Origin of the sequence: Actinoplanes sp. NPDC049802, assembly GCF_040656595.1 — a bacterium.
In the GTDB taxonomy this organism is placed as follows: Bacteria; Actinomycetota; Actinomycetes; order Mycobacteriales; family Micromonosporaceae; genus Actinoplanes.
In genome coordinates this window covers 20,931-41,809 of record NZ_JBFAMR010000028.1, presented here as the reverse complement: position 1 = coordinate 41,809, position 20,879 = coordinate 20,931, and the positions used below count along the sequence as shown (strand labels likewise).

Here is a 20,879-nt window from a genome sequence, read left to right as displayed (position 1 = left end):
CCGGCCCGCGCGGGCAGGGCTGCTCCGCCGGCCGGCCCGGCGGGACTACCGCAGGAAGCCGCGGAAGTCCCGCCAGCCCGCCGCGACGTCGGCCTCCATCTGGTTCAGCCGGGCGGTGACCACCTGGTCGAAGCCGTCCATGAAGAACTCGTCCCCGGGCAACGGCGCGATCCCGGCACCACCGGTCACGTACTCCTCCACCACCTGGGCCAGCCCGCGGCCCGGGCCGATCCGGCCGGCGATGTACCGCTGAGCCCCGGGCAGGCCGGGAAAGCCCGCCTCCCGGTAGAGGTACACGTCTCCGAGGATGTCGACCTGCACCCCGGCCTGGATGTGGGCGGTCGGGCGCATCTCGTCCGGGCCGATCCGGATGAGTTCGGATTCGGTACCGAGTCGCAGGCTGTGCAACGCGTACCCGTAGTCGACCCGCAGGGTGGGCGCCCGCTCGGCCACGCGGTCGGCGAAGGCGCCCAGCGCGTCCTGCAGTTCGGCGCGCTCCGCCGCGGACAGCTTGCCGTCCGGCCGGCCGCTGTAGTCCTCGCGCAGGTCGAGGTGGTCGACCGGGTGATCGGGTGCCGCCGCGTTGAGTTCGGCGATGAAGTCGGCCAGCCGCGGCAGCCGTGCCGCGCGGCCGGGCAGCACGATGTAGCTCAGGCCGAGCCGGAACGGACGGCCCCGCTCGGCCCGCAGCTGCTGGAAGCGGATCAGATTGGCCCGGACCCGGCCGAACGCGGCCCGTTTGCCCGTGGTCTGCTCGTACTCCTCGTCGCTGAGCCCGTAGAGCGAGGTACGCAAACCGTGCAGGTCCCAGAGGCCGGGCTGGCGCCGGAGGGTCTGTTCGGTGAGCGCGAACGCGTTGGTGTACAGCACGAGCTTGAAACCGCGCCGGGCGGCCCGGGCGACCAGGTCGCCCAGACCCGGGTTGGTGAGCGGCTCGAGACCGCCCGAGACGTACATCGCGAAGGGGTTGCCGGTCGGGACCTCGTCGATGAGCGACGCGAACATGGCGTTGCCGTCGGCGAGCGCCGAGTTCTGGTAGCGAGCTCCGGTCACCCGCACACAGAAGTGGCAGCGGAACATGCACGTCGGGCCGGGGTACAGGGCGATGATGTGCGGGTAGACCACGTTCCGGTCGAGCACGTCGTCGATGACGCCCTTGCGCTCCAGCGGGAGGATCGTGTTCGACCAGTACTTCCCGGAGGGGCCGGCGATCACCCGCTCGCGCAGGTCCGGCCGTTGCTCGACGGTGGCCAGTAGACGGGCGAAGTGCGCGCGGTCCACCCCCAGTTCCAGGCGGGCGGTCTCCAGCGGCGTGAACGGGCTGGTCCCGTACCGATGGACGAGCCGGTCGAGGAGGGCGTCCGCGGGATCCACCGGAGGGTGCGCGGTACGGCTCTGCACCGAACCTTCTTCGCCGTGGCGAGAACGCGTCGGCCCGGCGCCGGTCGCACGATCGGGCGGCCTCGGCCCGATGCCGGATTGAGAAAGGTGCACTACGTCGGTCATGGCCGGCCTTTCGTCGAGGGTGCGGTCCGGACGGTCACCCCTGCCTGTGGCGCGCGGTCACGCCCGCGCCGTGCGAGACGGCGAACCGGATGATCGAGCAGATCCGGCGGATCTCCTCGCGGTTCACGGTGGTGCCGCTCGGCAGGGAGACGACGCGCGCGACCAGCCGCTCGGTGTGCGGCAGGTGGGGCAGCCGCCCGGAGCGGTAGGGCTCGAGCTGGTGACACGCGGGCGAACCGATCGGGCGCAGCGCCAGGACGTTCTCGGCGTGCAGGACGTCGAGCAGCACGTCCCGGTTCAGCCCGGCGGTCTCCTCGTCGATCTCCACGATGACGTACTGGAAGTTGTTGTTCTCGTGGAGGTCGAAGGCGAAGAAGGTGACACCGTCCACACCGGCGAGTTCGTCGCGATAGGCGTCGTAGTTGGCGCGGTTGTGGCGGACCGTGTCGCCGAAGGTGTCCAGCGAGGTCAGGCCCATCGCGGCCGCGGCCTCGCTCATCTTGCCGTTGGTCCCGCCGGCCTGGCTGACCGTGGTCAGCCCCTTGCCGAAGTTGTGCAGCGCGCGGACGCGGTCGGCGAACTGGTCGTCGTCGGTGACGATCGCCCCACCCTCGAACGCGCTGACCACCTTCGTCGCGTGGAAGCTGAAGACCTCGGCGGTCCCGAAGCCGCCGATCGCCCGGCCGCCGGTGGTGCAGCCGATGGCGTGCGCGGCGTCGAAGAAGACCGGGATGCCGTGGTCCGCGGCGATCTTCTCCAGCGGGGCGACGGCGCATGGGCGGCCCCACAGGTGCACCCCGACGATGGCGGACGTCCGTTCGGTGACCGCCCCGGCCACCAGGGCGGGATCGACGCAGCCGGTGACCGGGTCGATGTCGCAGAACACCGGTTCCAGGCCGAGCCAGCGGGCGGCGTGCGGGGTGGCCGCGAACGTCAGCGATGGCATGATCACTTCGCCGGACAGGTCCGCGGCGTGCAGCAGCAACTGCAGGGCCACCGTGGCGTTGCAGGTGGCGACGCAGTTGCGGACGCCGGCCAGCTCGGCGACACGGTCCTCGAACTCGCGGGCCAGCGGGCCGCCGTTGGACAGCCACTGGTTGTCGAGCGCCCAGTTGAGGCGGTCGAACAGCCGGGACCGGTCGAACGTGTTCGGCCGGTGCGAGGTCAACGGGTGCAGGAACGCCGCACGCCCGCCGAACAAGGCGAGGTCACCGATGTCGCGTTTCACGCCGCCCCCATCCTCCGCTCACCGTGCCGGCGCCCTCCACCCTCGTGAAGGCGGGCGGCCGCCGCATCTCCTCGATTGCCGGGCGCGGCAGGTCCGGCAACATCGGAGATGCCCGCCCGGCGGAGCCGGCACGACGATGACGGGATGCGGGTCCCCTTCCTTGACCTTCGCGCGCCCTATGCGGAGCTGCGCACCGAGATCGACGCCGCCTACGAGCGGGTGATGCGGTCGGGCTGGTACGTGCTCGGGCCCGAGGTCGAGGCCTTCGAGAGTGAGTTCGCCACCTACTGCGGCGCCGCGCACTGCGTCACGGTGGGCAACGGGTGCAGCGCGCTGGAACTGACGTTGCGCGCCCTCGGGATCGGGCCGGGCGACGAGGTGCTGGTGCCGGCTCACACGTTCATCGCCACGTGGTTCGCCGTGTCGGCCGTCGGCGCGACACCGGTGCCGGTCGAGCCGGACGAGAGGACCTTCACCATCGACCCGGCCGCGGCGGAGGCGGCGATCACCGCACGGACCCGCGCGATCCTCCCGGTGCACCTCTACGGCCAGCCGGCCGACCTGGCGTCCCTGCGCGACGTCGCGGCCCGGCACGGCCTGGCCGTGGTGGAGGATGCCGCGCAGGCGGCGGGCGCCGTCCACCGCGGTGACCGGATCGGCGCCGCGCCGTCGACGGTGGCGTTCAGCTTCTATCCGAGCAAGAATCTCGGGGCCGTCGGCGACAGCGGCGCTGTGGTCACCACCGATGCCGCGCTGGCCGGCCGGATCCGGCTGCTGCGTAGCTACGGAGCCCGGTCGAAGTACGCCCACGAGGTGATCGGCACGAACTCGCGGACCGACGAGCTGCAGGCGGCGATCCTGCGGGTCAAGCTGCGCCATCTGGACGACTGGAACGCCCGCCGCGTGGTACTGGCGCACCGCTACCTGAACGAGCTGGGCGCGGTGGACGACCTGGTGCTGCCGGCGACCGCCTCGTGGGCCGGGCACGTCTGGCACCTGTTCGTCGTGCGGTCGCGGCGGCGCGAGACACTGCGCGGCCTGCTCGGCTCGGACGGCGTGGAGACGATGCCGCACTACCCGGCCGCGGTGCACCGCAGCGAGGCGTACGCCGGCCTGGGGTTCGGGCCGGGGGCCTTCCCGCTCGCCGAGCGCCTCGCGGCCGAGGTGCTGAGCCTGCCGATCGGGCCCCACCAGACACCCGCCCAGACGGACGCGGTGATCGCCGCGGTTCGCCGGATCAGCTGAACACGCCGACGAACATCCCGCGGCCCGCGGGACCCTGCGGGAGATGTTCGACCGTGCCGCCCGCGGTACGGAAGGCGTCCTCGTACTGCTCGCGGGTGAACAGCGTGATGAGCAGTTCCTCGGTGAAGTGGCGCAGGCCGGCCTCCGGCTCGGCGACGGTGAAGTGTGCCGAGACGCGCGAGACGTCGCCCTCCCGGCGGGAGTGGGACACGCGCCCGATCACGCGCTCGCCGGAGCGGACCACGTCGCCCGTGACGTACCCGTCGGCGAAGGTGTCCGGGAACCACCACGGCTCCACCACGACGATCCCGCCGGGGCCGACGTGCGCGGCCAGGCGGCCGATCGCGGCGTTCAGCTCGGCGGTGGTGCGCATGTGCCCGATCGAGCTGAACAGGCAGGTGACCGCGTCGAAGCGGCGGCCGAGGTCGAAGGAGCGCATGTCGCCCTGGTGCAGCGGCAGTGACGGTGACCGTTGGCGGCCCACCGCGATCATGTCGCCGGACAGTTCCACACCCTCGACGTGGCCGAAGAGGCCGCGGAAGTGGCGCAGGTGCTCGCCGGTGCCGCACGCGACGTCCAGCAACGAGTCGGCGTCCGGACGGAGCTTGCGGATCAGCTCGGCCACATCGCGGGCCTCGGCCCCGTAGTCCCGGCCGCGGCCGGTGTAGATGGCGTCCCAGATCTCGGCGACCTCACTGTCGTACATGGAGGCCATGATATGGACGCCGGCGCATGGAAAACGGGTCCCGGCGCGCATTTCCGGAACTGCGCATTCTGCGAGAACGACGCTGCGCAATCGCGGAGGTGTGCCGCCGATCCGGCCCGTGCCAGGCTCTGCCGAGAAGTCTCTTCCCCGATTGCTGATGACGCTCGAGGAGCCCATGGTGGATACCGCCCTGAAACCGACGACAGATGAGCTGGTGAGCCGCGCCGCGAAGCTGGTGCCGCTGCTGCGGGAGCGGGCGGGCTGGATGGACGAGAACCGCCGGCTGGCGGACGACGTGCTGGAGGCACTCGTCGACGCGGGCCTGTTCAAGATGCGCGTCCCGGCTCGCTTCGGGGGTTACGAGTGCGACCTGCGGACGGTGTCGCGGGTGATCGCCGAGCTGGCCCGCGGTGACGGTTCGACCTCGTGGACCGTGGCTGTGTGGAACATCAGCACCTGGATCGCCGGTCTCTTCCCGGACTCCGCGCAGGACGAGATCTTCTCCACTCCGGGAGTGCGGGTGTGCGGCATCTTGAGCCCGACCGCCACCGCCGTGCCGGCCGACGGCGGCATCGTCGTCAACGGCAGGTGGGCGTTCAACTCGGGCGTGCAGCACAGCCACTGGAACACCAACTCGGTGATCCTGATCGGGCCGGACGGCGAGCCGCAGCCGGTGATGACCGCCATCCCGGTCAGTGAGCTGCGGATCGTCGACGACTGGTACACCTCGGGCCTGCGCGGGTCCGGCAGCGTCAGCACGGTCGCGGAGGACGTGTTCGTGCCGCAGGAGCGGGTCCTCGCGATGGGGCCAGTGCTGCACGAGCGGTATTCCTCGGTGCTCAACGCCGACACCCCGATCTACCGGGCCCCGCTGCTGCCGACCGCGTGTTCGACGGTCAGCGCCACGGCGCAGGGTCTGGCGAGGGCGGCTCTGGAGGCGTTCCAGGAGCGGCTGCCCGGCCGGAAGATCTCCTACACCGGCTACGCCGACCAGCGTGAGGCACCGCTGACCCACCTGCAGATCGCCGAGGCCACCGTGAAGGTGGACGAGGCGGAGTTCCACGCGCAGCGCGCCGCGACGCTGGTGGACACCAAGAGTTTCGGCGGCGAGAACTGGACCACCGAGGAACGGGCGCGGGTCCGGCTCGACATGGGCGCGGCGTGTCTTCGTGCCAAGGAGGCGGCCGACGTCCTCAACACCGCCAGCGGCGGGTCGTCGATCTACAGCCACGTTCCGATCCAGCGCATCATGCGGGACGTGCAAGCGCTCAACCTGCACGGCGTGATGCACCCGAACACGAACCTGGAGCTGTACGGCCGCATCGTCTGCGGTCTGGAACCCGACACCCATTACCTCTGACGGAGGCCGTCGTCCCGAGCGTCGAATGGAGCGAAAGAATGCGATTTCTCCGTGACGGCGACATCACCGTGGCCGTCGTCGGCTTCGGGTACGTCGGATCATGCCTCGCGGCCACGCTGGCCGACCGCGGTGTCGACGTCATCGGTGTCGACACCGACGGCAACCTCGTCGCCGAGTTGAACGCCGGCCGCTGCCGATTCCGCGAGGAAGGGCTCGCCGAGCTGCTCGGTGACGGCCTCGCATCCGGCCGGCTGCGGATCACCTCCGACTACGCCGAGACCCGGAACGCCGATGTGGTCCTGGTGACCGTCGGGACGCCGGTGCTCGCCGACGGCTCGTTGGCCGACGGCCAGTTGCGCGCCGCCTGCGCCGAGCTGAGCAGGCATCTGCGCCGGGGGCAGCTGTTCGTCGTGAAGAGCACCGTGCCGCCGGGTACCACGCGCACCATCGTCCGGGAGACCCTGGAGCGGTCCGGGCTGACCGGCTCGATCGACTTCGGGCTGGCCTTCTCACCGGAGCGGCTCTCCGAGGGTGTCGCGCTGCGGGAACTCAAGACCTTCCCGATCGTGGCCGGTGGCCTGGATCCGGACAGCGCGGCGGCCGCGGCCGAGTTCTGGCGCCGCAGCCTCGGGGTACGGGCCATCCCGCTGGAGTCGCCGGAGGCCGCGGAGATCGTCAAGCTGGCGGACAACTGGTGGATCGACGCCAACATCGCGCTCGCCAACGAACTCGCGAAGTTCTGCGCCGTGCACGAGGTGGACGTGATCGAGGTGATCGCCGCGGCCAACACCATCCCCAAGGGCTCCAGCATGATCAACATACTGCTGCCGAGCGTGGGGGTCGGCGGTTCCTGCCTCACCAAGGACCCGTGGATGGTGTGGCAGTCGGCGCGGCGGAGGGGCGTGGAGATCCTCACGGTGCCGGCCGCCCGCGAGATCAACGCGGGTATGCCGGAATACACCGCCCAGCTGGCACTGTCCGCCCTGGCGGACCTCGGCAAGGACCCGGACACGGCCACGATCGCGGTACTCGGCCTGGCGTTCAAGAACAACACCGGGGATCTGCGGGCGACGCCGACCCAACCCACGATCGCGGCGTTCACCAAGGCCGGCGCCGAGGTCCGCATCTTCGACCCGCTCGTCGACGCCGCCGAGGCGGAGGACGTGTTCGGCATCCCGGTCTCGGCGTCCATCGAGGACGCGGTGCGCGGGGCCGACTGTGTGGCCGTGCTCGCGCTGCACCGCCAGCTCGAGGACCTCGACTTCGCGACGCTGCCCGTGGCGGCCGACTGCCTGGTGCTGGACGGCCGGGCGTACTACTCGAAGGGAAAGATCCACTCGCTGCGCGAGCTGGGTTACCACTACCGCGGCATCGGGCGGGCGGCGTGAGCCGGGTGATGGTCACCGGTGGCTGCGGATTCCTCGGCAGCCACCTCGTGGAACACCTCGTCACCCGGGGTGACACCGTGACCGTCTTCGACAGCATCGCGCCGGGGCCGGATCAGGTGATCGCCCGCGACCACGCCCGCTTCGTCGAGGGCGACATCCGCGACGGCGACCGCCTCACCGAGACCGCCGCCGGCGCGGACGTCGTCTATCACATGGCCGCCGTGGTCGGCGTGGACCGCTACCTGGCGCGCCCACTCGACGTCATCGACATCAACGTCCTGGGCACCCGCGCGGTGCTCGACGCGGCCCTGCGCGCGGGTGCGCGGGTGGTGCATGCCAGCACCAGCGAGGTGTTCGGCAAGAATCCCGCCGTGCCGTGGCGAGAGAACGACGACCGGGTCCTCGGACCCACCACCACCGACCGGTGGACGTACTCCTCGAGCAAGGCGCTGATCGAGCACATGGTGTTCGCCTTCGCCCGCCAGTACGGGCTGGAGGCCGCCGTCGTCCGCTACTTCAACGTGTACGGTCCGCGCCAGCGTCCGGCCTTCCTGATCAGCCGGTCGGTGCACCGGGCGCTCAACGGCCACCCCGTACCGGTCTACGACCAGGGCGGGCAGACACGCTGTCCCACGTTCGTGGACGACGCCGTCGCGGGCACCGTGATCGCGGGCGACCATGTCGCCGCGGCCGGTGAGATCTTCAACATCGGCAGCATGCGCGAGACCACGGTGCGCGAGGTCGTCGACCTGGTCACCGAACTGGCCGGCGGCGAGGGGCCGCGGACCGTCGAGGTCGACACGAGGGCCGCCCTCGGCGCCCACTACGAGGACCTGAACCGCCGCGTGCCCGACAACACCAAGGCCCGCGACGTCCTCGGATGGGTACCCACCACCGACCTGGCGGACGGGCTGGCGAGAACGGTCGGCTGGGCCCGCGCCAACCCGTGGTGGCTCGCCCTGCCGGACAGCGGCGCGAGCTGACCACCGGACCCTAGCCTGGGAGAATGATGACGGAGCCACCCGCCGACTCGACCGCCGTGTTCGACGACGACTACCTCTACTTCTTCGCGGACATGCTGGAGGAGAAGGCCGAGGCCGATGCCGACCGGATCTGGAAACTGCTCGGCCTCGAGCCCGGGATGGAGGTCCTCGACCTCGGCTGCGGCCACGGCCGCATCACCAACCGGCTCGCCGCGCGCGGCTGCCGGGTCACCGGCACAGACCTGTCCACCGTGTTCCTCGAACGAGCCCGGCAGGACGCCGCCGAGCGTGGCGTGACGGTCGAGTACCTCCACGAGGACATGCGGGACCTGACCGGGAGCGGCCGCTTCGACCGGGTGGTGAACTGGGGCAACGCGTTCGGCTTCCACACCGATGCCGACGACCGCGAGGTCCTCGCCCGGATCGCCGAGGTGCTGCGGCCCGGCGGCCGGCTCCTGCTCGAGACGATCAACTATCCCCGGTACATCCGCGAGTACACGCCGTACTCCGCGACCGAGCGTGACGGAAATCTGGTGGTCGACATCCGCCGTTTCGATCCGGTGGCCGGCAGCAGCATCGCGACCCGGACCACCGTCCGCGACGGCGAGATCCGGCGTGAGCCGTCGTGGCACCGGCTGCACACCTTTCCCGAACTGCGCGCCTGGCTCGAGGCGGCCGGCTTCGCCACGGTCGACGGCTATGGGGAGGACGCCGCGCCGCTGACCACCGAACACCGCCGGCTGAACCTGGTCGCCGGACTCTGAACGCCAGGTCATGCGATGACTCAAGCAACGAGCGGAGCTGGACATGAGAATCCTCGTCACCGGGGGCGCCGGTTTCATCGGCTCGGAGTTCGCCCGCGCGGTGCTCCGCGACGAACTGCCGGGTTCCGAGGGCGCGCAGGTCACCGTGCTCGACAAGCTCACGTACTCGGGTAATCTCGCGAACCTCGATCCGGTCGCCGACAACCCGAGATACCGCTTCGTGCACGGTGACATCGCCGATCCGGCCCTGATGGACGAGGTCGTCGCCGGGCACGACGTGATCGTGCACTTCGCCGCCGAGACCCACGTCGACCGCTCGATCCAGAGTGGTCTGGCGTTCGCGCACAGCAATGTGCTCGGCACGGTCACGTTGCTGGAGGCGGCACTGCGGCACCGGGTCGGCAGGTTCGTGTGCGTCTCCTCCGACGAGGTGTACGGCTCCATCGCGGAGGGGTCCTGGGACGAGGGGTGCCGGGTCAACCCCAACGTTCCGTACGCCGCGGCCAAGGCGGCCTCGGACCTGATGGCGCTGAGCTACCAGCGCACCCACGGACTCGACGTGGTCGTCACCCGGTGCACCAACAACTACGGGCCCTACCAGTTTCCCGAGAAGGTCATCCCGCTGTTCGTGACCAGCCTGATGGATCACAAACCCGTTCCGCTGTACGGCGACGGGCGCAACCGGCGGGACTGGCTGCACGTGTCCGACCATTGCCGCGGCATCCAGCTCGTGTTGAACGGCGGGCGGTCCGGCGAGATCTACCACATCGGCGGCGGTGCGGAGCTCAGCAACGTGGAACTCACCGAGCGCCTGCTGGAGGCCTTCGGCGCCGGCTGGGACCTGGTCGAATGGGTACCCGACCGGCCCGGCCACGACCGCAGGTACTCGCTGGACACCACGAAGATCCGCGAGGAACTCGGGTTCGCGCCGCGGATCGCCTTCGACGACGGCCTGGCCGTGACGATCCGCTGGTACCGGGAGAACCGTGCCTGGTGGGAGCCCTTGCAGGAGCGTGCCGTCTGGTCCCGGCCGGAGCAGCGGGACGTACCCATGACCACCGTCTGAGGAGTGCGCCGATGAACCTGCCCGACACCGCGTCCCGGGAGGAGTGGCTGGCCGCCCGCAAGCGGCTGCTGGCCATGGAGAAGGAGTTCACCCGCGCGCGGGACGCGCTCAACGCGGAACGGCGCCGGCTGCCGATGGTGCGGATCGACAAGCCGTACGTGTTCGCCGGGCCGGACGGCGAGGTGAGCCTGCTCGACCTGTTCGGCGGCCACCGCCAGCTCATCACGTACCACATGATGTTCGACCCGGACTGGGACGCCGGGTGCCCCGGCTGCTCGCGGGTGGTCGACCACATGGGGCATCCGGCGCACCTGCACGCCCGCAACACGAACCTGGTGGTGGTGTCGCGGGCGCCGCTGCCCAAGCTGCTGGCGTACCGGAAGCGCATGGGCTGGACGGTGCCCTGGTACTCCTCCTACGGCAGCTCCTTCAACTACGACTTCCACGTCACCCTGGACGAGTCGGTGGTGTCGCCGGTCGTGTACAACTTCCAGGAGATGCCCGGCGAGTCCGGTGAGGCGCCGGGAGTGAGCGTCTTCCTCCGCGATGGTGACGTCGTCTTCCACACGTACTCGGCGTATGCGCGCGGCACCGACCTGCTCACCGGCGCCTCCAACTACCTCGACCTGACGCCGCTGGGCCGGCAGGAGTTCTGGGAGGAGCCGCCCGGCCGGGCCGACTCCCCGGCCGGTGCCTGGTGGCGCCGGCACGACGAGTACTGACGGGTTCGCGCCGCGGCGGTCGGGGTCGGCGGGTTCCTCTCGTACCAGGAACTCGCCGATGCGGCCGTCGCGGTGCTCGCCGGGCTGTTCCCGGCGCTGTGCCGGTCCCGCGAACGTGTCAGGGCGCTCCTGGCCACGGAGCGCCCTGACGAGTCGAGTCGCGTGCCGCGTCAGTGGGCCGCGATCTCCTCGCTGACCCGAGGCTCGGCGGGTGCCGCGACGGCCCGGGTCTTGCGCAGCAGTACCGCGGCGAGGACTCCCGTGGCGACGGCGAATCCGGCCCCGACGAGTAGCGCCGAGCCGATCCCGTCGGTGAGCGCGGTCAGCTCGTCACCGCCGCGCCCGGCGGACCGCGCGCCGGCCGACGCCGCGACCGTGGCGAGCACCGCCAGGCCGATCGCGCCGCCCAGCTGTTGGGTGACGTTGACCAGTCCGGAGGCCAGGCCGGCGCTGTTCATCGGCGCATCGGCGGTGGCGGCGATCATCAGCGCGATGACGCTGAGCGTGGCGCCGATCGCCGTGATGGTCAGCGGGGCCATCACGTCGGTGAAGTAGTCGCCGCCCACCTCGACCTGGGCCAGCCAGATCATCCCGGCGCCGGCGATCAGGCCGCCGGCCGCCGCCGGGAGCTGATATCCGATCCGGCTGATCAGCTTGGAGACCGGGGTGCCGAGCAGCGCGAAGCTCAGTGCCGCCGGCATCTGGGCCAGCCCCGCCTGGATCGGGCTGAAGTCCAGTACGTGCTGCAGGTAGAGGGTGAGGAAGAAGAACATCGGCGTCATCGCGCCCTGCAGGAGAAGGGTGAGGATGTTGCCGTTGCGCAGCGAGGCGATCCGGAAGATGCCCAGGTCGATCAACGGCTGGCTGCTCCGCCGCTCGAGCACCACGAAGGCGGCGAGCAGGGTCGCGGCCAGCGCGAACAGGCCCAGCGTCCGGGCCGAGGCCCAGCCGGCGTGCCGGGTGTCGATCAGCGTGTAGACCGCCAGGGTGATGCCGCCGGTGAGGGTGACGGCACCGGCGACGTCGACCGGTCCGCGGGTCGCCGGGGCCGCCGGGGGCAGCAGCCACGGCGTGAGCGCCACGATCAGGGCCACGATCGGAACGTTGATCCAGAGCACCGCCTGCCAGCCGAACGCCTCGGTGAACAGGCCACCGATGATGTAGCCGGTGGCGGCTCCGGCGGCGGCCACCGAACCCCAGACACCGAGCGCCTTGTTGCGCTCGCTGGTCTCCGTGAACAGGGTCATGACCAGGGCCAGCGCCGCAGGTGAGATCGCCGCCGCGCCGACGCCCTGCATCGCCCGGGCGAGGATCAGCCACAGTGGCTCGGTGGCGAGCGCACCGGCCAGCGATGCCAGCGCGAACAACGTCAGACCGCCGAGGAACATGCGGCGGCGTCCCACGATGTCGCCCAGCCGGCCACCCAGCAGGAGCAGGCCGCCGAAGGCGAGGATGTAGGCGTTCGCCACCCACGGCAGTTCCTCGGGCGTGAAGCCTAGGTCGATCTCCATCGACGGGATGGCGACGATCACGATCGCCGTGTCGAGAATGAGGACGAACTGGGTCGTGGCCAGCAGGGCCAGCGCGAGCCAGCGCCGGGTCGAAGGAGGTGGAGTCACCGTGTCTCCCGTGGTCGCGAAGGTCTCTTTGACTGTCGCGGGAGACGTTACGTAATTCCGATTCCGGCTATGTCTTCACGATTGCGCAGTACGGCAGAGCAATCACCGAGATGTCTCGCCCATGATTCTGTTGCGAGGCTTCCCCGGTGACCACGCCACCACCAGCCACGTTCGCCGAGGCGTTCCAGCGGACCGTTGCCGCCCACCCCGGCGACGTCGCGCTGCGCACCCCCGACGACAGCGTCACGCTGACCTGGCGGCAGTACGGCGACGAGGTGCGCCGGATCGCCGGTGGGCTGGCATCGCTCGGCCTGCGGCGCGGCGACACGTTCGTGACCATGCTGACCAACCGCCCCGAGTTCCACGTGACCGAGGTGGCGGCGTCGCATCTCGGCGCGGTCACGTTCTCGATCTACAACACCAGCTCGCCCGAGCAGATCCGGTTTCAGCTCACCCACTCCGGCGCCCGGATCGGCGTGTGCGAGCGACAGTTCGCCGAGTCGATGGCGGCGTCCGGCGCGCCGCTGGAGCACCTGCTGATCCTGGAGGACGGCGACCTCGCGCGCCTCCGGCCGGCGCCGGGCTTCGACTTCGACGCCGCCTGGCGCGCTGTCCGGCCGGACGATCTGCTCTGCCTGCTCTACACCTCCGGGACGACCGGCCCGCCCAAGGGCGTGGAGCACACCCACCGGGGCTGGCTCCGGATGGTCGACGCGGTGTCCCGGATCTGGCCGCTGGAGGCCGGGGACACCACCATCTCCTATCTGCCGTCCAGCCACTCCGGCGACCGCTTCTACCGCCACTACTACGCCCTCGTACGCGGTGCGCAGGTCACCTGCCTGGCCGACCCCGCGCGGCTGGCGGACGTGGTCGCCGGGGTGCGGCCGACCGCGTTCGCGGCCGTGCCCAGGACCTGGGAGAAGCTGAAGGCCCGCGTCGAGCGGGAGCTGCTGGCCGATCCGGGCGCCGCCGCGGCGTTCGAGGCGGGCGACCCCGGACTGCTGCGCGCGATTCGGGCGCAGACCGGCTTCGATCGCCTGAAGTGGGCGCTGACCGGGACCGCGGCCATCTCCGACCACGTCTACGGGTTCTGGCAGAAGCTCGGGCTGAACCTGGTGGTGGGGTGGGGCATGACCGAGTGCGGGCTGGGCACGGGATCCCCGCCGGCGGAGTCCCGGATCGGCACAGTCGGCAAGGTCGCCCCGGGCGCCGAGGCCCGCCTGGCCGCGGACGGCGAGCTGCTGATCCGGACGCCGTGGATGATGCGGGGCTACCGCAACGACCCGGCGGGCACCGCCGAGGCGATCGGCCCGGACGGCTGGCTGCGCTCCGGGGACCTCGCCACGGTCGACGACGAGGGCACGTTCACCATCGTCGGCCGCAAGAAGGAACTGATCATCAACTCCGGCGGTAAGAACATGTCACCGGCAGCCATCGAGCACGCCGTCGCTGCGGGCTCGCCCCTGATCGGGCCGGTACTGGCGTTCGGCGACGACCGGCCGTACAACGTGGCGCTGGTGACCCTGGATCCGGACGCGGCCGCCGCCTTCGCCGCCGAGACGGGCCTGGAGGCGGACCCTGCGGTGCTGGCCGCCGACGACCGGGTGCTGCGCGAGATCCGGGCCAGCGTGGAGGCGGGCAACCGGCGGCTGTCCCGGATCGAGCAGATCAAGCGGCTCGCCGTGCTGCCGGTGTTCTGGCGGCCCGGCGGCGACGAGGTGACGTCGACGATGAAGCTGCGGCGCGGGCCGATCGCCGAGAAGTACGCGGCGGAGATCGACGCCTTGTACGCACGTTCGGAGAAGTGACCCGCCGGCCGGTGTCCGACCATGAGAGCGCAGCCCGACGAGTGATGCGGAGTCCGTCGTGACGGTAACCACCCGAGCCGGTGTTGCCCCCGGCCTGTTGCGTGACCGGGCACCCGAGCAGACCTGGGAGCGGGTGCGGCCCCGGATGGGCGCGTACGGCGTCACCCGGGTCGCCGAGCTGACCGGCCTGGACACCATCGGCATGCCGGTCTACATGGCCGTGCGCCCACTGGCGACGACCGTGGGAGTGAGCCAGGGCAAGGGCGCCACACCGCTGCTGGCGAAGATCTCGGCGGTGATGGAGGCCATCGAACTGAGCATCTGCGAGCGCTACTTCACCACGCCCGACGCCTTCGTCGCGTCCGCCGCGGAGCTGGGCCTGCCGTACTCCACGACGGAGGTCACGCCCACCGAGCGCTCGGTCGTCTCCGACCTGTACCCGATGAGCTGGGTCCCGGCGGTGTCGCTGCGCGACGGCACCGACACCTTCGTCCCGCTGCGCTCGGTGGCCATGGACGGCGTCTGCGACGGAACCTGGCGCCCGCCCACGCAGTTCTGCTCGTCCAACGGCCTGGCGAGTGGGAACACCCTCGCCGAGGCCACCGTGCACGCCCTGCTCGAAGTGATCGAACGGTTCTCCACCGCGGGCATGGCCCGCACGCCGATCCGGCAGCGCCGGGTGGTCGACCTCGACACCCTGCCCGACTGCTGGAGCCGCGACCTGATCCGGCACCTGCTCGCGATGGGCTTCTGGACCGAGGTGGTGGACTGTTCGGCCGTTCCCGGTGCGCCGGCGTTCGCGGTGTTCCTCTGGCGCTCCGACATGCCCAGCCTCTACGCCGGGGGCGGATGCCACATCCTGCCCGAGATCGCCCTGCAGCGAGCCCTGAGCGAGGCGGTCCAGAGCCGCATGTCCGTGATCAGCGGCACCCGGGAGGACATCGCCGCCGTCTCCTACCGGGGCGTCCGGTATCCGGTCGCCCCGCCGGCCGTCGAGCCGAACCACTCCTGGGACCGGATCGAGGCGCCGCTGCTGGACGCCGGACTGTCCAGCGAGCGGCTCTGCGCCCTGCTGTCCGAGCAGGCGAGCGCTGTGACGGGGCTGCCGGTGCTGCGCGTCGACATGACACCGCCGGGCGAACCGTTCGCCACCTGCAAGGTGGTCGTGCCAGGCCTGCCCGAGGGCCATCACGAGGCCAACGAGGAGCTGCCGCGCCGCCCCGACCCCGCTACGGAGCACTCATGACCATCCACGTCTTCGCCGGCCCCTCGCTGGCCGACTCGCCGGTGCTCGACCTCGACGGGGTCTGCCCGCACCCGCCCATCGCCCACGGTGACGTCTACCGGCTCCGGCTCGACGCCGGGGAGGCGGTCCTCATCGTCGACGGCGTCTACCAGCACACCGCGCCGGTCCGCCACAAGGAGATCCTCGACCTGTACGCCGAAGGCGTCGCCGTCTACGGGACGGCCAGCCTCGGCGCGCTGCGGGCCAGCGAACTGCACGGCTACGGCATGACCGGGCTGGGCACCGTCTTCGGCTGGTACCAGGACGGCCGGGTGTTCTCCGACGCCGACGTGGCCCTGACCCACGGTGACGCGGATGTCGACTACCGCGCCTTCACCCACGCCATCGTGAGCATCCTGAGCGTCGCCGACCGTCTGGTCGCTGCCGGCCGGCTCGACCCGGACCTGGCGTCGCGGATCGTGGAACTCGCCCGGACGGTGCACTTCAGCACGCGGACGAATCGTGCGCTGCTGGCCGCGGCGGACGACGCGGGCCTGATCGGGACGATGCGGCTGATCGTCGACGAGCTGCGTCCCGACCGGCTCGGCGACATCAAACGCATCGACGCCGAGGCGGCCGTCCGTACGCTGCTCGACGGGGGGACGCCCGCTCAGCCGGCCGGCGAGGTGGTGGTGCCGGTCACCTCGTACCGGCGGGAGTGGCGCCTGCAGCACACCCCGGCCACCGACGACCCGCACGGCCCGACCGAGCGCCAGGTTCTCGCGTACGCGCAGCTGTTCCTGCCGGACTTCCCCGATCGGCACGAGGCACACGTGCTGGCCAACCTCCGCCCGGAGTACCCGCAACTCGCGCTCGACGACTTCCCCCCGCCCTGGCTGGCCGGGCTGTCGCCGGACGAGCTGGTCTCCCGTCGCATCCTGACCACAGGCGAGGCGGCCACCCTGGACGACAGGAGCCGGGCGATCCGTGTGCTCGTGCGCACCTTCCGCCGCCGCTCGGGCCGGCTCGTCTACGAGGAGCTTCCGGCGGAGCTGTCCGCCGACCTGCCGGAACTGATCCGGCAGAGCACCCGGCTGCTCGGTCTCACCGAGCGCGCGATGCGCGTCAACCCGAAGTTCCATCCCGGTGACGTCCCGGCCGGCTCGATCGACGCCATGTTCGCCGCGCTGTGGCGCACCGAGGAGCTGCCGACCCAGGTCCTCGACCGCGGGTTCCGGTCTCTCGGGGACTTCCGCGACCAGGCGCGACCGTACTTCATGGCGGCCCGGGCGGTGGTCGCGATGAACGACGCCCAAATGTGAGGAGTGAATGTCATGCGAGTCCTGTTCGTCGTCTGGCCCGGATCGGCGCACCTCCACCCGTCGATCCCGCTCGCGTGGGCGCTGCAGAGCGCCGGGCACGAGGTGCGTGTCGGATCCCACCACTCGATGGCGGCGACCATCACGTCCCTGGGCCTGCCCGCGGTGGCGGTGGGGGACCAGGCGCAGCCGGCCAAAGGGCCGGGGGCACCGTACCCGGAGGCCGAGCTTCCGAAGCTGGAGGGCGCCACCGGGCTGCTGGCCCTGGATCCGGCGCAGAGCGACCCGTGGGAGATCTTCCGGCATTTCCTGCTGCCCGGGATCTGGGACTTCCTGCCGCCCGGCACGCCGCCGGAGCACCCGCGCCCGGGCGTCGACGACCTGGTGGACTTCACCCGCCGGTGGCAGCCCGACCTGGTGATCTGGGACCCGTGCTGGCCGGCCGCCGCGGTCGCGGCGGCCGCCTCCGGCGCGGCGCACGCCCGGCTTCTCTACAGCCAGGACTACTTCGCCTGGACCGTCGACCGGTACGCCGCGTCCGCCGCCGTGGACGTGCTCGACCACCCGCTGGCCGAGGCGCTGCGGCCGGTGGCCGACCGGTACGGCGTGGAACTGACCCCCGAACTGCTCGTCGGCCAGTTCTCGATCGACACGCTGCCGGACGGGTTCGGCCTGCCCACCACGACCCGCCGGGTGCCGGTGCGGATGGTGTTCACGCCGACCCAGACGGTCCTGCCGGAGTGGCTGCTCGAGCAGCCGCAACGGCCGCGGGTGGCCCTGTCTCTGGGCCTGTCGCAGCGGGAGTTCATCGAGGGCGGCTGGGACTACATACCCGGTCTGATGGAGGCCGTGTCCACGCTCGACATCGAGGTGGTCGCGACCCTGAACGCGGCGCAGCTGGCCGATCTGGACAGCCTGCCGGCCAATGTGCGGACCGTCGACTACCTGCCGCTCAACCAGCTGCTGCCGACGTGCTCGGCGCTGGTGCACCACGGCGGTGTCGGCACGTTCGCGTCGGCGGCGAATCACCGGGTTCCGCAGCTGATCACCGACATGGAAGCGCCGGTCTCGATGAAGTACCCGGTGGCGCCGTCCACCGCGGCGTACGTGACCGGGCGGGGCGCCGGCCTCACGCTGGACATCGCCGGCTCGCCCGACGCGATGCGCAAGCAGCTCGAGCTGGTGCTCACCGATCCGTCCTTCCGGCAGGGCGCGGACCGGGTGTACGAGGATCTGCTGGCCATGCCCAGCCCGGTCGACGTCGTTCCGGTGCTGGAGCGGCTGACCGCACAGATGCGACCCCGCTGCGCGTGATGAGGATCCGGCCGTTGGCTGTCGGTGGTGCCCTGGAGATCACCCCGGTGCAGCACCGCGACGCGCGCGGGATGCTGCTGGAGTGCTACCGCCGCGACGAGTTCGCCCGGTTGCTGGGTCACCCGGTCGAACTCGTCCAGGCGAACCTGTCCACCTCGGCCCGCGGCGTGGTGCGCGGGATCCACTTCGCGGATGTGCCACCGGGCCAGGCGAAGCTGGTGACCTGCGTGGCGGGCGCGGTGCTCGACGTGGCGGTGGACCTGCGGGTGGGCTCGCCCACCTTCGGCCGGTGGGAGGCGGTGCGCCTGGACGACGAGGACCGGCGCGCCGTCTACCTGGCCGAGGGCCTGGGGCACGCGTTCTGCGCGCTGACCGAGGGCGCCACCATGATGTACCTGTGCTCGGCGGAGTACCGCCCCGGGCACGAGCACGGCGTCGACCCGCTCGACCCTTCGCTCGGCATCCCGTGGCCGACCACGGAGCCGCGACTGTCCGGCAAAGACGCCGCAGCGCCCGGTCTCGCCGCGGCCGAGGCGGCCGGGTTGCTGCCGGGCTACGACGACTGCCGGGCGTATCTCGATGCACGCCGCACCGGCCTCGGCACACGTCGTACGAACTGAGAACGCGGCCCGCCGATCGGCGGGCCGCGGTCTGTGTCGTGCGGGTCAGACGACGTGCACCTCGGGCACATACAGGATCCAGCGGCCGCCGGCGGCGCGGAACGCGCGCTCCTTGGCGATGATCTCCTCGGCGTGGTTCCAGGCGAACAGCACCGCGTAGTCCGGGTACGGCTCGCCGAACGCCGACGGCGGAAGGATCGGGATGTGCGACGCCGGGAGCAGGCGTCCCTGCTTGACCGGTGTCGAGTCACAGACGTACGGGATGAGGTCGCGCGTGATGCCCCCGTAGTTGATGACGGTGGCACTCTTCGACGTCGCGCCGTACCCGACCACCCGGCGGCCCTCCGCCCGCAACCGCCGCAGCAGCTCCACCAGCGCGGTGCAGGCGCTGTCCGCCCGGGCGGTGAACGCGTCCAGCGTGGCCGGCGCGGTCAGCGCGGCGGCGCTCTCCTGGGCCAGCAGCTCCTCGACGGCGGGGGAACGTCGTCGCCGCCCGGCTCGCGCCAGGTGGTAGCGCATCGAGCCGCCGTGCACGTCGAGGTGCCGCACGTCGACCAGTTCGAGGCCGAACCGCTCACCGAGGGTGGCCACCGACCGTGCACAGAAGAGGTAGAAGTGCTCGTCGTAGATCTGGTCGAAGGCGGTCCGGCGCAGGATGTCACCGAGGTAGCGGTCCTCGAGGATCAGCACGCCGTCCTCGGTCAGCAACGCGCCGACGCCGCGCAGCACCGAGTCGAGGTAGGCCAGGTGGCTCACCGTGTTGGCCGAGAAGATGACGTCGGCCCGGCCCTCCTCGGCGGCGATCGCCCGGGCGGTCTCCTCCTCGAAGTACGCGGTCCGCACCCGGACGCCGGCCGTGCGGGCGTCGGCGTTGCCGGTGACGCCCGGATCGACGCCGAGGTGCCGCACGCCCGCCTCGGCGACCGCGCGGAGCATGGTCCCGTCGTTGCTGCCGATCTCGACCAGGAACGGGTCGGGCCCGGTCAACTCGGTCCCCAGCAGGTCCTGGGCCAGCGACCGGAAGTGCTTGACCATGAAGGACGACATCGACGACCGGTACGGGTAGTCGGCGTGGAACATCTTCTCCCGCGGAACCTCCTCGACCAGCTGCACCATCGTGCACGACCGGCACGCCCCGGCGGCCAGGTGGAAGAAGACCTCGTTGCCGGCCTCCTCAGGCCGGGGGAAGGTGTCGGAGACCGGCTGGCGCCCGAAGTCGATGAACGGGCGCACCGGGCCGGCGCAGATCCGGCAGGTGGCTTGCGGCGCGGCGGTCACGACCGGCTGCCGATGAACAGGCCGGGGCTGTTCGGCCGCCCGGTGGCGAGCTGGAAGCCGTTGATCAGCTCGACCGTGCATCCGGCGCCGCGGAACGCGTCCGCGTACTGCTCCCGGGTGAACAGGGTCTGCATGAGCACCTCACTGAAGTCGCGGATCCCGTTGCCGTCGGCCACGGTGAACCGGACTTCGTGGCGGGTCCGGCCGTCGACCTCGCGGGAGTGGGTCACCCGGGATACGACCCGGCCGTCCTCGTGCATGGTGTGGCCGCCCACGTGCCCGTCGATGAAGTTGTCCGGGAACCACCACGGCTCGACGACGAGCACGCCGCCCGGATTCAGGTGCGCCGCCATCCGGCCCACCGCCGCCTGCAGTTCCGCCTCGGTGGCCATGCACGCCACCGAATTGCCCATGCAGGTGACCGCGTCGAAGGTCCTGCCGAGGTCGAAGTCGCGCATGTCCCCGGCATGCAGCGAGCGGCCGGGCAGCCTGCGCCGGGCGACGGCCAGCATGTCGGGGGAGTACTCGACGCCCGCCACCGGGTCGAAGAACTCCTCGAGGGTCGCCAGGTGGGCGCCGGTGCCGCACGCGACGTCGAGCAACGACCGCGCGCCGGGCGACCAGTGGCGGATCAGTGTGACGAGCTGCTCGGCCTCGTCGGCGAAGTCCTTGCCCCGGCTGCGGAACACCGGGTCGTAGACCTCGGCGTGATCGGCTCCGTACAGCAT

At 71.2% G+C, this 20,879-nt stretch carries 18 protein-coding genes; 12 read left to right on the top strand and 6 right to left on the bottom strand.

What is annotated here, in order from left to right:
* Positions 1–45: 45 nt before the first annotated feature.
* Positions 46–1,401: a dTDP-4-amino-4,6-dideoxy-D-glucose ammonia-lyase gene (gene desII, locus AB0I88_RS20555; RefSeq protein WP_361026541.1), complete on the bottom strand. Its 1,356-nt coding sequence runs from the start codon at positions 1,399–1,401 to the stop codon at positions 46–48.
* Between the two features lie 139 nt (positions 1,402–1,540).
* Positions 1,541–2,734 carry a dTDP-4-dehydro-6-deoxyglucose aminotransferase gene (locus AB0I88_RS20550; RefSeq protein ID WP_361026538.1) on the bottom strand — a complete coding sequence of 398 codons (1,194 nt, stop codon included), beginning with the start codon at positions 2,732–2,734 and terminating at the stop codon, positions 1,541–1,543.
* A gap of 144 nt (positions 2,735–2,878) precedes the next feature.
* Here AB0I88_RS20550 and AB0I88_RS20545 point away from each other — a divergent pair, with 144 nt between their 5' ends.
* Complete coding sequence (locus AB0I88_RS20545) at positions 2,879–3,979, top strand: DegT/DnrJ/EryC1/StrS family aminotransferase (RefSeq protein WP_361026535.1); 1,101 nt, start codon at positions 2,879–2,881, stop codon at positions 3,977–3,979.
* Here the strand turns inward: AB0I88_RS20545 and AB0I88_RS20540 are convergent.
* Complete coding sequence (locus tag AB0I88_RS20540; protein WP_361026532.1) at positions 3,972–4,685, bottom strand: class I SAM-dependent methyltransferase; 714 nt, start codon at positions 4,683–4,685, stop codon at positions 3,972–3,974. The two genes, AB0I88_RS20545 and AB0I88_RS20540, sit on opposite strands and share 8 nt — an antisense overlap.
* Positions 4,686–4,860: 175 nt before the next feature.
* Between AB0I88_RS20540 and AB0I88_RS20535 the strand changes: the two genes are divergently transcribed.
* Genes AB0I88_RS20535 through AB0I88_RS20510 form a run of 6 tightly spaced genes read left to right on the top strand, consistent with a single transcriptional unit; the run spans position 4,861 to position 10,968 of the window.
* The gene (locus tag AB0I88_RS20535; RefSeq protein WP_361026529.1) at positions 4,861–6,045 is read left to right on the top strand and encodes an acyl-CoA dehydrogenase family protein; all 1,185 of its coding nucleotides are present in this window, start codon (positions 4,861–4,863) and stop codon (positions 6,043–6,045) included.
* 38 nt (positions 6,046–6,083) lie between these two features.
* On the top strand, positions 6,084–7,433 hold the full coding sequence (locus AB0I88_RS20530) for a nucleotide sugar dehydrogenase (protein ID WP_361026526.1): 1,350 nt from the start codon (positions 6,084–6,086) through the stop codon (positions 7,431–7,433).
* Between the two features lie 8 nt (positions 7,434–7,441).
* Positions 7,442–8,416 (top strand): NAD-dependent epimerase/dehydratase family protein, encoded by a 975-nt coding sequence (locus tag AB0I88_RS20525; RefSeq protein WP_361026723.1) that lies wholly within the window; start codon positions 7,442–7,444, stop codon positions 8,414–8,416.
* A gap of 23 nt (positions 8,417–8,439) precedes the next feature.
* On the top strand, positions 8,440–9,180 hold the full coding sequence (locus tag AB0I88_RS20520; protein ID WP_361026523.1) for a methyltransferase domain-containing protein: 741 nt from the start codon (positions 8,440–8,442) through the stop codon (positions 9,178–9,180).
* Positions 9,181–9,223: 43 nt separating this feature from the next.
* A complete protein-coding gene (rfbB, locus tag AB0I88_RS20515; RefSeq protein ID WP_361026520.1) occupies positions 9,224–10,246 on the top strand; it encodes a dTDP-glucose 4,6-dehydratase in 1,023 nt (340 codons plus the stop codon).
* A gap of 11 nt (positions 10,247–10,257) precedes the next feature.
* Positions 10,258–10,968, top strand: coding sequence for a DUF899 domain-containing protein (locus tag AB0I88_RS20510; protein WP_361026517.1), 711 nt, complete (start codon positions 10,258–10,260; stop codon positions 10,966–10,968).
* Positions 10,969–11,138: 170 nt separating this feature from the next.
* On the opposite strand, the gene AB0I88_RS20505 is transcribed toward AB0I88_RS20510, so the two are convergent.
* Positions 11,139–12,587, bottom strand: a complete 1,449-nt coding sequence (locus AB0I88_RS20505; protein ID WP_361026514.1) for an MFS transporter — start codon at positions 12,585–12,587, stop codon at positions 11,139–11,141.
* A 146-nt stretch (positions 12,588–12,733) separates the two neighbouring features.
* Between AB0I88_RS20505 and AB0I88_RS20500 the strand changes: the two genes are divergently transcribed.
* From AB0I88_RS20500 to rfbC, 5 genes are read left to right on the top strand one after another with little or no spacing between them, the layout of a single operon-like run.
* On the top strand, positions 12,734–14,395 hold the full coding sequence (locus AB0I88_RS20500) for a long-chain fatty acid--CoA ligase (protein WP_361026511.1): 1,662 nt from the start codon (positions 12,734–12,736) through the stop codon (positions 14,393–14,395).
* Positions 14,396–14,453: 58 nt separating this feature from the next.
* Positions 14,454–15,641, top strand: coding sequence for a YcaO-like family protein (locus tag AB0I88_RS20495; protein WP_361026508.1), 1,188 nt, complete (start codon positions 14,454–14,456; stop codon positions 15,639–15,641).
* Positions 15,638–16,942, top strand: a complete 1,305-nt coding sequence (locus AB0I88_RS20490) for a TfuA-like protein (protein ID WP_361026506.1) — start codon at positions 15,638–15,640, stop codon at positions 16,940–16,942. Before AB0I88_RS20495 ends, AB0I88_RS20490 begins: the two co-directional genes overlap by 4 nt.
* A gap of 12 nt (positions 16,943–16,954) precedes the next feature.
* Positions 16,955–18,253 (top strand): nucleotide disphospho-sugar-binding domain-containing protein, encoded by a 1,299-nt coding sequence (locus tag AB0I88_RS20485; RefSeq protein ID WP_361026503.1) that lies wholly within the window; start codon positions 16,955–16,957, stop codon positions 18,251–18,253.
* Complete coding sequence (rfbC, locus tag AB0I88_RS20480; protein WP_361026500.1) at positions 18,253–18,873, top strand: dTDP-4-dehydrorhamnose 3,5-epimerase; 621 nt, start codon at positions 18,253–18,255, stop codon at positions 18,871–18,873. Before AB0I88_RS20485 ends, rfbC begins: the two co-directional genes overlap by 1 nt.
* A gap of 45 nt (positions 18,874–18,918) precedes the next feature.
* Here the strand turns inward: rfbC and AB0I88_RS20475 are convergent, their stop codons facing one another.
* Both AB0I88_RS20475 and AB0I88_RS20470 read right to left on the bottom strand, forming a co-directional pair.
* A complete protein-coding gene (locus tag AB0I88_RS20475) occupies positions 18,919–20,151 on the bottom strand; it encodes a class I SAM-dependent methyltransferase (protein ID WP_361026497.1) in 1,233 nt (410 codons plus the stop codon).
* Positions 20,148–20,879 (bottom strand): class I SAM-dependent methyltransferase, encoded by a 732-nt coding sequence (locus AB0I88_RS20470; protein ID WP_361026494.1) that lies wholly within the window; start codon positions 20,877–20,879, stop codon positions 20,148–20,150. The genes AB0I88_RS20475 and AB0I88_RS20470 overlap by 4 nt, the downstream gene beginning before the upstream one ends.